The sequence below is a fragment of the Pedobacter sp. SYP-B3415 genome, from assembly GCF_004138205.1.
Classification (GTDB): domain Bacteria; phylum Bacteroidota; class Bacteroidia; order Sphingobacteriales; family Sphingobacteriaceae; genus Pedobacter.
In genome coordinates this window covers 61,752-74,427 of the sequence record NZ_RXNQ01000006.1, presented here as the reverse complement: position 1 = coordinate 74,427, position 12,676 = coordinate 61,752, and the positions used below count along the sequence as shown (strand labels likewise).

At 49.0% G+C, this 12,676-nt stretch carries 14 protein-coding genes; 3 read left to right on the top strand and 11 right to left on the bottom strand.

What is annotated here, in order from left to right; translation table 11 throughout:
* The first annotated feature begins 7 nt into the window (after nucleotides 1-7).
* On the top strand, nucleotides 8-862 hold the full coding sequence (locus tag EJV45_RS04135) for an N-acetylglucosamine kinase (RefSeq protein ID WP_129714389.1): 855 nt from the start codon (nucleotides 8-10) through the stop codon (nucleotides 860-862).
* A gap of 70 nt (nucleotides 863-932) precedes the next feature.
* Here EJV45_RS04135 and htpG read toward each other — a convergent pair whose 3' ends face one another.
* The 5 genes from htpG to EJV45_RS04110 all read right to left on the bottom strand — a co-directional run bounded on the left by htpG (nucleotide 933) and on the right by EJV45_RS04110 (nucleotide 5,718).
* On the bottom strand, nucleotides 933-2,822 hold the full coding sequence (gene htpG, locus EJV45_RS04130) for a molecular chaperone HtpG (protein ID WP_205942321.1): 1,890 nt from the start codon (nucleotides 2,820-2,822) through the stop codon (nucleotides 933-935).
* A 115-nt stretch (nucleotides 2,823-2,937) separates the two neighbouring features.
* On the bottom strand, nucleotides 2,938-3,396 hold the full coding sequence (locus EJV45_RS04125) for an SRPBCC family protein (RefSeq protein WP_129714388.1): 459 nt from the start codon (nucleotides 3,394-3,396) through the stop codon (nucleotides 2,938-2,940).
* Entirely contained in the window at nucleotides 3,393-4,322 is a 930-nt protein-coding gene (locus tag EJV45_RS04120) for a TIGR01777 family oxidoreductase (protein ID WP_129714387.1), read from the bottom strand. Before EJV45_RS04120 ends, EJV45_RS04125 begins: the two co-directional genes overlap by 4 nt.
* Nucleotides 4,323-4,332: 10 nt before the next feature.
* Nucleotides 4,333-5,139 (bottom strand): DCC1-like thiol-disulfide oxidoreductase family protein, encoded by an 807-nt coding sequence (locus EJV45_RS04115; RefSeq protein ID WP_129714386.1) that lies wholly within the window; start codon nucleotides 5,137-5,139, stop codon nucleotides 4,333-4,335.
* Nucleotides 5,140-5,196: 57 nt separating this feature from the next.
* Nucleotides 5,197-5,718: a GbsR/MarR family transcriptional regulator gene (locus EJV45_RS04110; RefSeq protein ID WP_240755189.1), complete on the bottom strand. Its 522-nt coding sequence runs from the start codon at nucleotides 5,716-5,718 to the stop codon at nucleotides 5,197-5,199.
* A 112-nt stretch (nucleotides 5,719-5,830) separates the two neighbouring features.
* Between EJV45_RS04110 and EJV45_RS04105 the strand changes: the two genes are divergently transcribed.
* Together EJV45_RS04105 and EJV45_RS04100 are read left to right on the top strand one after the other, a co-directional pair.
* Nucleotides 5,831-6,574, top strand: coding sequence for a hypothetical protein (locus EJV45_RS04105; RefSeq protein ID WP_129714384.1), 744 nt, complete (start codon nucleotides 5,831-5,833; stop codon nucleotides 6,572-6,574).
* Between the two features lie 43 nt (nucleotides 6,575-6,617).
* Nucleotides 6,618-7,670, top strand: coding sequence for a ferredoxin--NADP reductase (locus tag EJV45_RS04100; protein ID WP_129714383.1), 1,053 nt, complete (start codon nucleotides 6,618-6,620; stop codon nucleotides 7,668-7,670).
* 18 nt (nucleotides 7,671-7,688) lie between these two features.
* On the opposite strand, the gene EJV45_RS04095 is transcribed toward EJV45_RS04100, so the two are convergent.
* From EJV45_RS04095 to kduI, 6 genes are all read right to left on the bottom strand, one after another.
* A complete protein-coding gene (locus EJV45_RS04095) occupies nucleotides 7,689-7,982 on the bottom strand; it encodes a GNAT family N-acetyltransferase (protein WP_129714382.1) in 294 nt (97 codons plus the stop codon).
* Nucleotides 7,983-7,999: 17 nt separating this feature from the next.
* Nucleotides 8,000-8,869 carry a pirin family protein gene (locus EJV45_RS04090; RefSeq protein WP_129714381.1) on the bottom strand — a complete coding sequence of 290 codons (870 nt, stop codon included), beginning with the start codon at nucleotides 8,867-8,869 and terminating at the stop codon, nucleotides 8,000-8,002.
* Between the two features lie 78 nt (nucleotides 8,870-8,947).
* Entirely contained in the window at nucleotides 8,948-9,820 is an 873-nt protein-coding gene (locus tag EJV45_RS04085) for a pirin family protein (RefSeq protein ID WP_129714380.1), read from the bottom strand.
* A 50-nt stretch (nucleotides 9,821-9,870) separates the two neighbouring features.
* Complete coding sequence (gene kduD / locus EJV45_RS04080) at nucleotides 9,871-10,638, bottom strand: 2-dehydro-3-deoxy-D-gluconate 5-dehydrogenase KduD (protein ID WP_129714379.1); 768 nt, start codon at nucleotides 10,636-10,638, stop codon at nucleotides 9,871-9,873.
* 17 nt (nucleotides 10,639-10,655) lie between these two features.
* On the bottom strand, nucleotides 10,656-11,780 hold the full coding sequence (locus tag EJV45_RS04075; RefSeq protein WP_129714378.1) for a DUF4861 family protein: 1,125 nt from the start codon (nucleotides 11,778-11,780) through the stop codon (nucleotides 10,656-10,658).
* Nucleotides 11,781-11,786: 6 nt separating this feature from the next.
* The gene (kduI, locus tag EJV45_RS04070; RefSeq protein WP_129714377.1) at nucleotides 11,787-12,629 is read right to left on the bottom strand and encodes a 5-dehydro-4-deoxy-D-glucuronate isomerase; all 843 of its coding nucleotides are present in this window, start codon (nucleotides 12,627-12,629) and stop codon (nucleotides 11,787-11,789) included.
* Between the last annotated feature and the right edge of the window lie 47 nt (nucleotides 12,630-12,676).

Genomic DNA, 12,676 nt, shown 5'->3' with positions numbered 1-12,676 from the left:
TAACCACATGATTCTTGTAGCAGACAGCGGCTCGTCCAAAACAGACTGGATGGCCTATACGCCGGAAAAGACACTTCACTTCAGCACCCAGGGCATTAATCCATATTTTTTAACCGAGCAGGACATCTTCAGGATCGTTTCCCGCAACAAGGAATTCGAGCCATATGCCGATCTTGTAAAAGAAATTTATTTTTTTGGAGCCGGCTGTTCATCGCCAGACAAACACGAGGTCGTTTCAAACGGCTTATCTGCCTATTTCACGAAAGCATTTGTTTCAGTTGAGCATGACCTGATGGGCTCTGTGTACGCTACCTGCGGCGACAGCGAAGGCCTGACCTGCATTCTTGGAACGGGCTCAAACATCACCTATTTTGACGGAACGAGGTTATCTGATGGCAGGCACGGATTAGGCTACATTCTTGGCGACGAGGGTTCAGGAACCTATTTCGGCAAAAAGATGCTGCAGGGCTATTTCTATAAGCGCATGCCCGGGCCGCTTCTCAAAGCTTTTGAAGAAACCTTTGCCATAAAAAAAGAAGAAGTGATTACCAGTGTTTATCAGAAGCCCTTCCCAAATACTTACCTCGCTGGATTCAGCAGGTTCATGATAAAACATTACGACCATCCGTTTATCCGTAAAACACTGCGTGATGGCTTCCAGGAATTTATCGACACGAATATTCGTGATTATGACGGCTATGACCGCATGCCGGTACATTTTGTAGGATCGATTTCTTATTATTACCGCGAAATGCTTACTGAAACATGTAATGCGAACGGCATTACCGTAGGCAAGATCCTCCAAAAACCAATCAACGAATTGTTTGCCTATATTCTGAAGCGCGAATCTATCCAGGTTTAGTTGCAATGCATAAAAAAAAGCTCCGCAGCATGGCTGCGGAGCTTTTTTTTATTTTCAGAACTTAAGTTAACTAGATAAGTTCAACACTTCTGCTCACAAAAGCTGTCAGGTCAGCACCACTGAGCATACCCTGCGAAAGCAGTGCGAGATCGACAGCCTGTTTGGCAAGCTTGGCCTGCTCCTCTTCAGAACCCGCAGCGAGTATCCGGCCAATTAATTTGTGATTGCCATTAATGGCAACCTTGTAATTGTCTGGCATCTGGCCGTAGAAGCCCATTCCCCCACCCATCTTGGCCATGTCTTTCATGCGGCGCATAAACTCATCCATGGTTACCGTTACGGGCATTTCTTCAGGATGCAATGCCACTACTTCAACCTGGTAACCCGGCTTGGAAATGGCTTTCTCAAATACCTGTTTCGCCTTTTCAGTTTGCTCTTCAGTCAACACATGCTCGTTCTTCTCATCTTTCTCGATCAGCTGGTCAACGACACTTGAATCTACACGTTTCAACACGGTCTTTTCAAGCTTCTGCTCGAGATGGTTGATAAAATGATTATCTATCGGCGAATCCATCACGAGAACATCGTAACCTTTTTTCGCTGCAGACTGGATAAAGCCATCCTGTTTTGCCGCGTCTGTTGTATACAGGTAAACAACAGAGTCATTCTTATCTGTCTGTAAATCTTTTACTTTCTCGCGGTATTCGTTCAGGGTAAAATTTTCTTTGTTCGTGTTGGTTACAAGCACAAAATCTTTTGCCTTATCATTGAACTTTTCTTCGCTGATGATACCGTACTTCACAAAAAGGCCAATATCTGTCCATTTTTCTTCAAAAGACTTGCGGTCCTTATTGAACAGCTCCTGAAGTTTGTCAGCTACTTTTTTTGTAATGTAACTGTTGATCTTTTTAACGTTGCTGTCTGCCTGAAGGAAACTTCTTGATACGTTCAGCGGAATATCAGGCGAATCAATGACACCGTGCAGCAGCATCAAAAACTCGGGCACAATGTCTTTTACCTCATCAGTAATAAACACCTGGCGGGAAAACAACTTGATCTTATTGCGTTGAACCTCAAAATCGTTTTTAAGTTTCGGGAAGTAAAGTACACCTGTCAGGTTGAACGGATAGTCTACATTAAGGTGGATCCAAAAAAGCGGCTCTTCTGAAAACGGATACAACTGTTTGTAAAAGTCGAGGTAGTCCTCGTCTTTCAACTCTGAAGGCGCTTTTGTCCAGATCGGATTGGTCGTGTTGATGATGTTATCAACCTCTACTGATTTTGTCTTTGGCTTGCCTTCTTCGTCTTCACCATCGGGCTCCGTCGTGGTTTTAGTGCCAAATTTAATCGGAACGGGAAGAAATTTGCCGTATTTATCAAGGATTTCTTCCAGTTTATATTTGCTCAAAAATTCTTCTGAGTCGCTGTTTACATGCAGAATGATATCGGTACCACGGGTGCTGCGTTCGCCCGGTGTAATTTCGAACTCCGTGCTGCCATCGCAAACCCAGCGTGCCGGCTCCGCACCTTCCTGGTAAGACAAGGTCTGTATTTCAACAAGGTCGGCAACCATAAATGCAGAATAGAAACCCAGACCGAACTTACCGATGATCTCATTCGCGTCTTTTGCATCCTTAAATTTTTCAACGAACTCGCTTGCACCTGAGAACGCCACCTGGTTGATGTATTTTTTAATCTCTTCAGCGGTCATCCCGAGTCCATTATCGCTAATGGTGATCGTCTTTTTCTCTTCGTCCAGTTTAACCTCAACGAGCGGGCTTCCGACCTCGCCCTGATACTGGCCAAGGGATGCGAGACGTTTGATCTTTTGAACTGCATCTACAGCGTTTGAAACAAGTTCGCGCAGAAAGATCTCGTTGTCTGAATAAAGGAACTTTTTAATGATCGGAAAGATGTTTTCCGTGTGAATTGAAATATTGCCTTTTTCCTGTATACTCATGGTACTTAAATGTGGTTATGATTCAAGCGCTCTTTATCAACGATTATTCCAAGCGCCACATTTTGCCAAATTGACAGGGAATGCAGCATCCTGCAACTTTCGCGATGAAGAAATTTCAGTGACGAGCCGATTCAGCGGCAGCTGAGATACAGGTATTTCTGGTTTTCAGCAGCCTGGTCAGGTAAGGCGCAAGAAACAAGCGTTCGGCCAGCCTTCCGGCGAAGCCGAGCGGCGCAGTTATTTCGATAATGTCGGTCATCAGTGTTTTCTTGCCGGCAGCCTGAAAAAGATGCGCGTGACTGAACCTGGCAAAAGGTCCGTCCTGCATTTCGTCCCTGAAATAGCCGGGAGCCTGCATGGCGGTAATCTTGCTGGTCATCTCAAACCATAACCCAAGGTGACGGGCACGCCAGGTCACCGTTTCGCCAAGTGCTATCAATCCCGATGTTTTACCTCTAATAGCAGTTTCGTGGCTATCATGCATCGACTCAAGATGCAAATCAATGTTTCTCGCCATATCGAAACAGACCTGTACCTCGGCGTCGATCATATTTCTAAACGTGATCCTGATCATCTGCGAATACTGAGAATGTCATGAATGGCTGCAGCTACTGCTGGGTATTGAAAACGATAACCACCTTCTTGCAGACGGGCAGGCAGCACCCAGCGGCTTTTCAGAATAAGCTCGGTTTCGGTGCCGATCAGGCGTGCACCTATAGCAAGCAACCATGCCGGCGCAGGCAAGCCGATCTTCACACCCGCACTTCGCCGAAGTTCGTTCATAAAGTCCCGGTTCATGACCGGCATAGGTGCTGTTGCGTTCAATATGCCCGCTATATCGGGCCGGTTTATAAGCCACTCGGTAATCTGAGCGGCATCCTGCTCGTGAATCCACGAAATGTACTGGGTTCCTGTACCCTGTTTACCGCCCATACCAAGTCTGACAAGGTTAAGCAGTCTTGGAAATACCCCATCCCTGCGCCCCAGTACAATACCTAAACGCAGGGCAACCCTACGCACCCCCGCACAATCGCAATCAAAGAAGGCGGCTTCCCATTGTTTGCAGACATCCACCGAGAAGCCATAGCCAATCTCACCCGTATCTTCATCCTGCGGCCGGTCTTCAGCATGCCTGTAGATTGTGGCAGAAGTAACATTGATCCAAAGCCTGGGCGGTTCCTTAAGACCGGCAAGCGCTCGGCCCAGGAGTTTGGTCGGCACCTCGCGCGAAGCGATAATCGCTGCCCTGTTTTTCGCGGTGTAACGGCAGTTTACATTTTTTCCGCATAGATTAATCAAAAAGTCGGCACCCTCCAGCGAAGCCATCCAGTCTCCCTCGTGGCGGCCATCCCATAAAACGGTATGCACATTTCCGTCTGATGTTGATGGCTTACGCGACAAAACGACGACCTCGCCGGCTTTATCGCGGTAGTAAGATGCCAGCACCTGGCCCAGGTAACCGTTGCCTCCTGCCAGTACAATTTTGCGGTAAGTTTTCATATCGGTGGTTTTAAAGAATAAAATAAAGTACAGCAAGACGAAACGCCGCCCAGGTAACGCTCAACAGCAGGCCCAGTCCAAGCAATTTACACCTGCGCAGGTGTTCAAGGAACATGAGGCCTGCAATAAGAATAAAGACCAGGGTGTAGGTTGTTGCAGAAAAGCCCGCCATTTGGCCTGCTGCCCTGACCAGCCAGAGCAAGAGAGCACCAGCCAGTGAGACGGTTGCCATATTTCCCAGATAATCCCATGCCCGGCCCGGCGCGAAGATCAGTACGACCAGGGCCTGAAACAGAAATTGCGAAGAACAGATGAACAGCTCTCTCCAAGCACCGGCGGCAGGCAGCAGCGGACTCATAAGTGGCGTGTAGGCATTCAGCAGAACAACCGTTAATATCAATGCGAGCGCCAGATAAGCGAGGCGGTAGGTTGGTATAAAGTCAGGTTGGATCCCACCCCTTGCAGCCGCAGGAACGATCACCCTACGATTATACGACACGAAGGCATATGCGCGTTCAGCGAGCCAGAGAAACGGCCTGAAGGCAAACAGTGGCTGCAGGAAGGGCAGCGCTGTGCCGGCAACTTTAAATAAACTGCTAATACCATAGGTCACCTCGCCGGTTTCTTTATTAACCAAAGCTATTTCGTTGACGGCACGCTGCCGGTCAACCAGCGGGCAATCGCCTGGCAAAAGGTCCTGGTAGGCTGCCCGGCCATCCTTGTCAAGTAATCCGCTGTAGGTAAAAGCGCGGGTGTACGCTCTGCACATTGGGCATTCAGCGTCAAACAGAATGAGGTGATTATTAAGCGTCTTCATTTTTTTAATTATTATATTTTCAGGAAATATTGAAAGTTATAAGTGTAAAAAAAACTGTTATTTAAACAGCTTAAAAAATGTGCTCCAAAACCAGTTCTCTTCGGCCCTGACCATCGTATCAATGGTTTTATTTGCATTCTGAGCAAGTGCCCGGATATCTTTAACCGAACTTTGAAACGTCTTGAAGTGCGGGTCTTTGCTATCACCCTCTACCTCTGCGAGCTCATTCAATACACGTAACATGGGCTCCAACTCACGTTTTTTTCTTTCCTTGGCAACCTGTCTTGCAATGTTCCATGCATCCTTGTCTGCAAAAAAATATTCCTTGCGTTCACCTGGGCGGTGTTGCTTCTCTACCAGTCCCCAGCTGATCAGGTCGCGCAGCGTCATATTGGCATTGCCTCTTGAGATACTCAGCTGGCTCATGACTTCCTCTGCACTGAGCGGATCGGGTGATACCAGCAGCAGTGCATGCACCTGCGCCATGGTGCGGTTTATACCCCACTCAGAACCCAACCGCCCCCAGGTATCTATAAATTTCTGTTTTGCTTCTGCCAGTTCCATAAACAAAAGTAGCAAACGTTTTTAACTTTCAAAACTTTTTGAAAGTTAAATCTAATTATTGATGATTTTATTTACGGGTTGGTTTGTTGCAAGGCGAATAAATTTATTTATTTTGAAAAAAAGAGCTATGAGAATATCCTGTTTATGCATTCTCCTGTTGAGTTTTCTTATTGGCTGCAGCGGCAAAAAAACGTTGTGGAAAGGGACTTGCGGTGATCAGCCATGTGAATTAACCCTTGTAAACGAGCCTGGTGCGGCCTCGGCTTACACTTTCACTCAGCTGCAGATCGGTGAGCTGCCGCCTGTGGCGGTAAACGCGCAGACTACAGACCCGAATGGGATGCCTTACAGTGACGATCTCTTTTCAGGATCTGAAACGAGGTTCGCAAAATACCGTCCGGGGTATCAGAATGCAATATTCAACAGTTCCGCCAGCCGGGCTACAATGCTCTACATGGATCCCGCCAGATACAGCATGCCCGTGTTCGAGCAATATTCCCGCTTCTTTTTATCTCAATGGGAATCGGTCAGAAAAAATGTGACTGATCAGTCTTTGGAACTGCCTCTTATCGGTGGTACTGTTCGCGCATCACGAACGGACTTCATACGTGTGTTTCATGGCCTCCTCTCAGGCAGCGATCATTTCTTTATGGTTACACCTGATGGCACAATCACTTTACTTGAGGGCAAAACGCCGGAGAAAGCAACCGGTGTTCCCAGGCCAAGCACATTAGCAGCCAAAATCGAGATGCCGGGAAGGATTATCCGAATCAGGGATTCAGCCAGGTTCAGTCCGGCGATGCTGCGTTCATTTCGTGATGACCATGACAAAAGTCTCGAAGACTACTTTCAGCTTGTTTATGCTAGATAACCATCCGAAACCCAATCTGGCAGCATTTTAGCGCTTTCTAAGTATGGATTTTTTGCACTTCAGAATCAGTCATATAGTTGACCGCGGATCAGATGTTCTCGAATATGTACTTGATCCTGTGGAGGGGCAACGGCCGCCCTACCTGGCCGGGCAATTTCTGCCGCTTAGCTTTGAATCAAAAAATCGCGAGCTACGCCGTTCCTATTCGCTCTGCAGCTCACCCGTTTTAGACGAACCCCTCAGCATAGCGGTAAAACGGGTGGAAAACGGAGAAATATCACGGTTTCTGCACCACAAGACCCAGGCCGGTGATGTACTGAAGGCCCTGCTACCAAATGGTCAGTTTACCTATATTCCTGATGCCGGCAGCAAGCGCCTGGTATTTTTGTTTGCGGCCGGGGTAGGCATTACCCCGCTGTTCTCGATCCTGAAGACGCTGCTCGCAGCCGAGACAGCAAGCAAAGCGATACTTGTGTACAGCAATCGCTCGGCAGCCGAAACACTTTTTTATGAAGAGCTGCAGCAGCTGCAAACACAGCATTCCGACCGGCTGAAGATCATCTGGCTGTTCAGTCATTCTAAAAATCTGCTTATGGCACGCCTGAACAATACAATGATCAGGCAGGTGGTCGAAAATTACAGTGAACCTGAGTGGGATACGTTATTTTACACCTGCGGCCCCATGCTGTACATGGATCTGTGTCGCATTACCCTGCTGGGCATGGGTATCGAAAAACAACGGATAAAGCGCGAAACTTTTTTCATTGCCGAGGATGAAGCTGATGACGACGATACCAGTGAAAAGGAAATAAAAGATAAAAACACGTATACGGTCTGGATAAAAAAAGCAGGAAAAGAATACCAGATCGAAGTGCCCTGGCATAAACGCATACTCGAAGTGGCGCTCGCCCAACAGATTTCACTTCCCTATAGCTGCCAGGCCGGAATGTGCAGTACCTGCGCAGCGACCTGTACCGCAGGCGGAGTCAGGATGGATTATAATGAGGTCTTGACCGACCAGGAACTTGCGGCTGGCAGGGTATTGGTGTGCACAGCCCATCCTACGCAGCCGGGAACGCGAATAGAATACCCCTGAAGCAGCCGTCCATCCGAATTACTCGGCCACAATCCTTTTCCACCCGGGGTGCCTTGTTATGAACGCACTGACGGCCCGGCAGCGTGGCCGGACGCGGAAACCAGCATCTTCAAGCTGACTCAACACGTTTTCAATCAAAAAATTCGCAATGCCCTGTCCGCGCAGCGGTTCAGGGACCTCTGTATGCACCAGATTCATAATGCCGGCTTCTTCCCGGTACTCCAGCACGGCAAGCTGTTCACCTACAGCTAGCTCAAAGCGGCCTGCCGCCTCGTTATTACGCACCAAGCTCTTTTTTAGTTCTGGTTTCATAAGACCTTTTTATAACATTAATCAAGCACGCCAAATTTACCAAGATTGAAATCCATGATTGCGTCGCGGATCTCAGCCTGTGTGTTCATCACGAAAGGTCCGTAGCTGGCAATTGGTTCGGAAATCGGTTCTCCGCTCATCACCAGGACAAGACTATCCTGACTGGCCGTAAGTGAGATCTCCTCTCCCTCGTGCCCGAAAAGCACAAAATCGTGTTCATTCACTGTGTCAGCATGTATAGTTATGGCGCCATTGATAACAAGCAACGCGGCATGATGGTTTTCGGGCAAGTCGAAGTGGACTGACTTCCCTGCTTTAAGCCGTAAATTGAAGAGGTTTATGGGTGTATAGGTTTTTGCAGGTCCCATTGTTTCCGCAAAGTTACCGGCTATAACGCTGACCTCGCCGGCGTCGTCGGCCAGCACGTGCAGGCCCATTTGTTCTGCCGTGATGGCCTGATAATGCGGATCAACGTTTTTATCCTTTTTCGGAAGATTGACCCAGAGCTGTACCATTTCAAACGGCCCACCGCTGCGCGAGAACGTTTCTTCATGATACTCCTTATGGAGGATGCCTTTTCCGGCTGTCATCCATTGTACATCGCCGGCATGGATCACGCCACTGTTGCCGCTGCTGTCGTGATGCGCCACACTGCCTTTATAGGCAATTGTTACGGTTTCAAAACCCTTATGGGGATGCACATCGACACCGCGGATATGGTCTGAAGGACCAAAGTCATACTCGGCGTTAAAGTCCAGCATCAGGAATGGACTGATGCGGTGCTGTGAAATGCTGCTTCCCGGTATATAATTAAAAACGCGGAAACCATCGCCGACCATACCGAGGCGATCCGGTTTGTGTACAATTCTTTCAACTGCCCTTTTCATAATTGTTTCTTTTGAATCAAAGCTACCGGAAAAGGGCGTGCAGATACTTGATGTATGGTAAGAAAGACCTTCTTCCTACTAAAATGCCGGCAAGGGAACAAAACCCGTTTCGCCTGGTACGTTGTCGAATTGCTGCCTTTCCCACCTGTGTTTCGCCGCCTCAATCTTATCGGGGCTGGAAGAAACAAAATTCCAGTAAATGAAGCGTTCTTCAGGAAAAGCATCGCCGCCAAAAATATAGACCGTCGTACCGGCTTCCATAGTAAAACTGCATAGCGATGCATTTTTCGCAACGAGGATCTGTTTCGGACCATAGGCATGGCCTTCACTTTCGATGCTTCCCTGGAGGATGTACATACCTGATTCGCCAAAGAGCGCGTTGCCAATGTTCAGCGTCTGCCGGGTGTCGCTGTGCAATTCCAGAAAGAACTGCCTGCTGTACACCTGAACGGGCGAGGTGTAGCCAAATGCCGTTCCGGCAACCAGGCGGAAAGAAACATCACCCATGTGCCAGTGCGGAATGTCTTTTGCTTCGACGTGCTGAAATGACGGTTCGCGATCTTCTTCACCGGCTGGCAATGCAACCCAGATCTGCAGCCCATGCAATGTCTTCTCTGATCCGCGCAGGTGTTCGGGGGTGCGTTCGCTGTGCGTAATTCCGCGGCCCGCGGTCATCCAGTTTACAGCCCCGGGGTGAATTTCGATCTCTGTTCCCAGGCTGTCGCGATGCATGATACTGCCTTCAAACAAATAGGTGAGCGTAGACAGGCCAATGTGCGGATGCACGCCGACATCCAGGTTTTCATGATCAGAAAGAACTGCCGGCCCCATATGGTCAATAAAAATGTATGGACCAACCATACGCTTCCCTCTGAAAGGAAGCAGGCGCCCTACCATAAAGCTTCCGATATCTGCAGGACGCTCTTCGATGATCATTCCGATATTTGACATATTGACTTTGTTTGTTACGCAAAATTAGGAAACACCCGGTATTAACAAAATCATCGGCCCATCCAGCCCCCGTCAACTGTTAGCACCGTACCATGAACGTAATCGGCTGCCTTTGAGCACAGAAATACGGTTGGTCCGGTAAAATCTTCAGGCGTTCCCCACCGCCCGGCAGGTATCCGTTCAAGGATAGAACGGCTTCGGTTTTCGTCTGCTCTCAGCGCTGAAGTATTGTCGGTCGAAATGTAACCAGGTGCAATGGCATTCACATTTACGCCCTTTGAAGCCCACTCGTTCGCGAAGGCTTTTGTCAACTGGGCAATAGCACCTTTACTTGCAGCATAACCCGGCACATTGATTCCACCCTGAAATGACAATAAGGACGCCGTGAAAACGATTTTCCCGGAGCCGCGCTCCACCATCTTTTTACCCAGCTCGCGTGCCAGTATAAAAGGTGCGGTTTGGTTTACGGCAATCACCTCGTCCCAATATTCATCAGGATGTTCTGCGGCGGGTTTACGAAGAATGGTCCCGGCATTATTTACCAGGATATCGATAACGGGATGTGCCGCGGTCACCTGTTCGATGAAAGCGAGCAGCGTTTCGCGGTTTGTCAGATCGCACTGGTAGGCATAAAATTTACGACCCAGCGCCCGCACTTCGCGTTCGGCCTCGCTGCCTTCGGTTTCGAGACTTGCAGACATGCCAATAATATCAGCGCCGGCTTCGGCCAGTGCAACGGCCATGGCCTTGCCTATACCGCGCTTGCAGCCGGTAACCAGCGCAACTTTGCCGTTCAGATCAAAAAGTGTGTTGTTCATATTGTTTTTATCGGGATCTATTTCAGCGTAACCTGCAAGGGCTGATCAAGCTGTGTCTTAAAATTTTTCAGATAGGTGGTCCAGTCGCTGAACGACTTTATTTTACCGGCCTTGTTCCAGGCTGCCCCCTGGTAGTACACAACCGGTTTGCCGGGCTTCGCTTCCATGACGACCAGCATCTGGTTTTCAGCATCAAGAGTTTTTACAATACGCTGCCGCGCGATGATACCGATAGCCAAATTTCCGTCAGCACCGTGCGCTGGTTCCCGGTAGGCTATAATGCCGGGTATTTCCTGCACGCTGCGCTCAGCACCTGCCTCTTTGCGTTGTACAATACCCACCGCAACAGGAAGAGACTGGCTTCCGGCAAACGAAAAATCCGCCTCGACCCGGTTCAGCTGGGAACCGGCGTCAATGCTGATCGTTTTTGTCAGGGTTACCGGTTTTCCGTTTACGTCCCAACTGTCGAAACTAAGGCGGAAAGTGCTGCGAATGGGTCCGTTATCAAGCACTTCATGGTGCCGGTAATGTTTCGGATAACTGATTTTTCCATTTGGGAAGGGTGCAATGTCTCCTGCACCGAGCGACATGCCAACCGAATAATAATCCAGGCCGTCGCCATGGTCTGCATGATAATCGCCGGTACGGTACCATTTGTTGATAATCAGATCTGGTGTGCGTTTGGCCCAAACGTCAATTCCCTGGGCGTCTTCATTTGTCCCCTCAAGCGCTTTGCCATACATGCGGAAAGCAATACGATCGTTCTCCCATGCAAAGTCGTCCTTACGCTCAGGAACATACCTGGCAAATGTGCGCACCGGCTCAGCCTGCCGCTTTCCTGAAGTAATTGTCAGCGGCAGCGATGCATTCGCCTTTACGCTTACCAGCAGCAGTAAATTCTTAACTTCTGCCGAACCCAGCCGCTCAAACTGAAGTGGCACCTGCCGGCCGGCTGCTGTAACTACAACCATGCTGGCTGTATCGGTTTTTTTGCCGCCTGCAACCTGCGACCAGGGCACTGAGACTACAACTTCGTTCCGGTCAAAAGCCGAAGGATTACGAATGAGCAGCGTTCTTTTCTGTGCTAAGGCGCCGCCGGATAAAAGCGCGGCAAGCGCCAGAAAACTTGCGATTTTTTTCATTTGCGTTTATCTTAATTCTGTAATGGCACAGTGATCCATATCTCCATAGTCCAGGTTTTCGCCGGCCATACCCCAGATAAATGTGTAGTTTGAAGTGCCTGATCCTGAGTGAACAGACCAGTTTGGTGAGATGACAGCCTGTTCATTATGCATCCAGATGTGCCGTGTTTCCTGAGGCTCACCCATAAAATGGCAGACAGCCTGACCTTCAGGAACTTCAAAATAAAAATACACCTCCATACGGCGATCGTGTGTGTGGGCTGGCATGGTGTTCCATACACTGCCCGTTTTAAGCTCTGTCATACCCATTTGAAGCTGGCAGGTTTCCACAACGCTGTTAACAAGGAGTTTATTGATAACCCGGTGATTTGCCGTGGCAGCACTGCCCAGTTCGACAACTTCTGCCTCATGCCGCGTCACTTTTTTATTTGGGTAGTTGCGGTGCGCTGGCGCGGAGTTCAGATACAGTTTTGCCGGGTTGGCGGCGTCTGCAGATGTGAATGTCACTTCCCTGGCTCCCTGGCCAATGTAAAGTGCTTCTTTAAAGTCCAGGTCCCAGCTTTCTGCATCAGCAGTTATCTTTGCAGGTCCGCCTACGTTGATAATCCCCAGCTCACGCCGCTGAAGGAAAAAATCTGCCTTAAGTTCGGGCGGATTGGGTAACGTCAATGTTTCGCCAACCGGATGCGCGCCGCCTGTGATGTAACGGTCAAAGTGGCTCAGTGTAAGTGAAACCTGGTTGGCCTCAAATAACCGGGGCAGCAGAAAATTGTTGCGCAGTGCTGCCGTATCCATCGCTTTTGCTTCCGCAGGGCTTACAGCCCAGCGACTTTCGAAAGTATATTTCATATATTAATGTTTTGATCTGACTTTGATTAGACATCGCCCGGAGGGCA

Excerpts from the sequence above, each read along its gene's own strand:
- EJV45_RS04075 (WP_129714378.1), bottom strand. The coding sequence starts at position 11,780 with ATGAAAAAAATCGCAAGTTTTCTGGCGCTTGCCGCGCTTTTATCCGGC.
- kduD (WP_129714379.1), bottom strand. The coding sequence starts at position 10,638 with ATGAACAACACACTTTTTGATCTGAACGGCAAAGTTGCGCTGGTTACC.
- EJV45_RS04090 (WP_129714381.1), bottom strand. The coding sequence starts at position 8,869 with ATGAAAAGGGCAGTTGAAAGAATTGTACACAAACCGGATCGCCTCGGT.
- EJV45_RS04125 (WP_129714388.1), bottom strand. The coding sequence starts at position 3,396 with ATGATCAGGATCACGTTTAGAAATATGATCGACGCCGAGGTACAGGTC.
- EJV45_RS04095 (WP_129714382.1), bottom strand. The coding sequence starts at position 7,982 with ATGAAACCAGAACTAAAAAAGAGCTTGGTGCGTAATAACGAGGCGGCA.
- htpG (WP_205942321.1), bottom strand. The coding sequence starts at position 2,822 with ATGAGTATACAGGAAAAAGGCAATATTTCAATTCACACGGAAAACATC.
- kduI (WP_129714377.1), bottom strand. The coding sequence starts at position 12,629 with ATGAAATATACTTTCGAAAGTCGCTGGGCTGTAAGCCCTGCGGAAGCA.
- EJV45_RS04135 (WP_129714389.1), top strand. The coding sequence starts at position 8 with ATGATTCTTGTAGCAGACAGCGGCTCGTCCAAAACAGACTGGATGGCC.
- EJV45_RS04105 (WP_129714384.1), top strand. The coding sequence starts at position 5,831 with ATGAGAATATCCTGTTTATGCATTCTCCTGTTGAGTTTTCTTATTGGC.
- EJV45_RS04115 (WP_129714386.1), bottom strand. The coding sequence starts at position 5,139 with ATGAAGACGCTTAATAATCACCTCATTCTGTTTGACGCTGAATGCCCA.
- EJV45_RS04085 (WP_129714380.1), bottom strand. The coding sequence starts at position 9,820 with ATGTCAAATATCGGAATGATCATCGAAGAGCGTCCTGCAGATATCGGA.
- EJV45_RS04100 (WP_129714383.1), top strand. The coding sequence starts at position 6,618 with ATGGATTTTTTGCACTTCAGAATCAGTCATATAGTTGACCGCGGATCA.
- EJV45_RS04120 (WP_129714387.1), bottom strand. The coding sequence starts at position 4,322 with ATGAAAACTTACCGCAAAATTGTACTGGCAGGAGGCAACGGTTACCTG.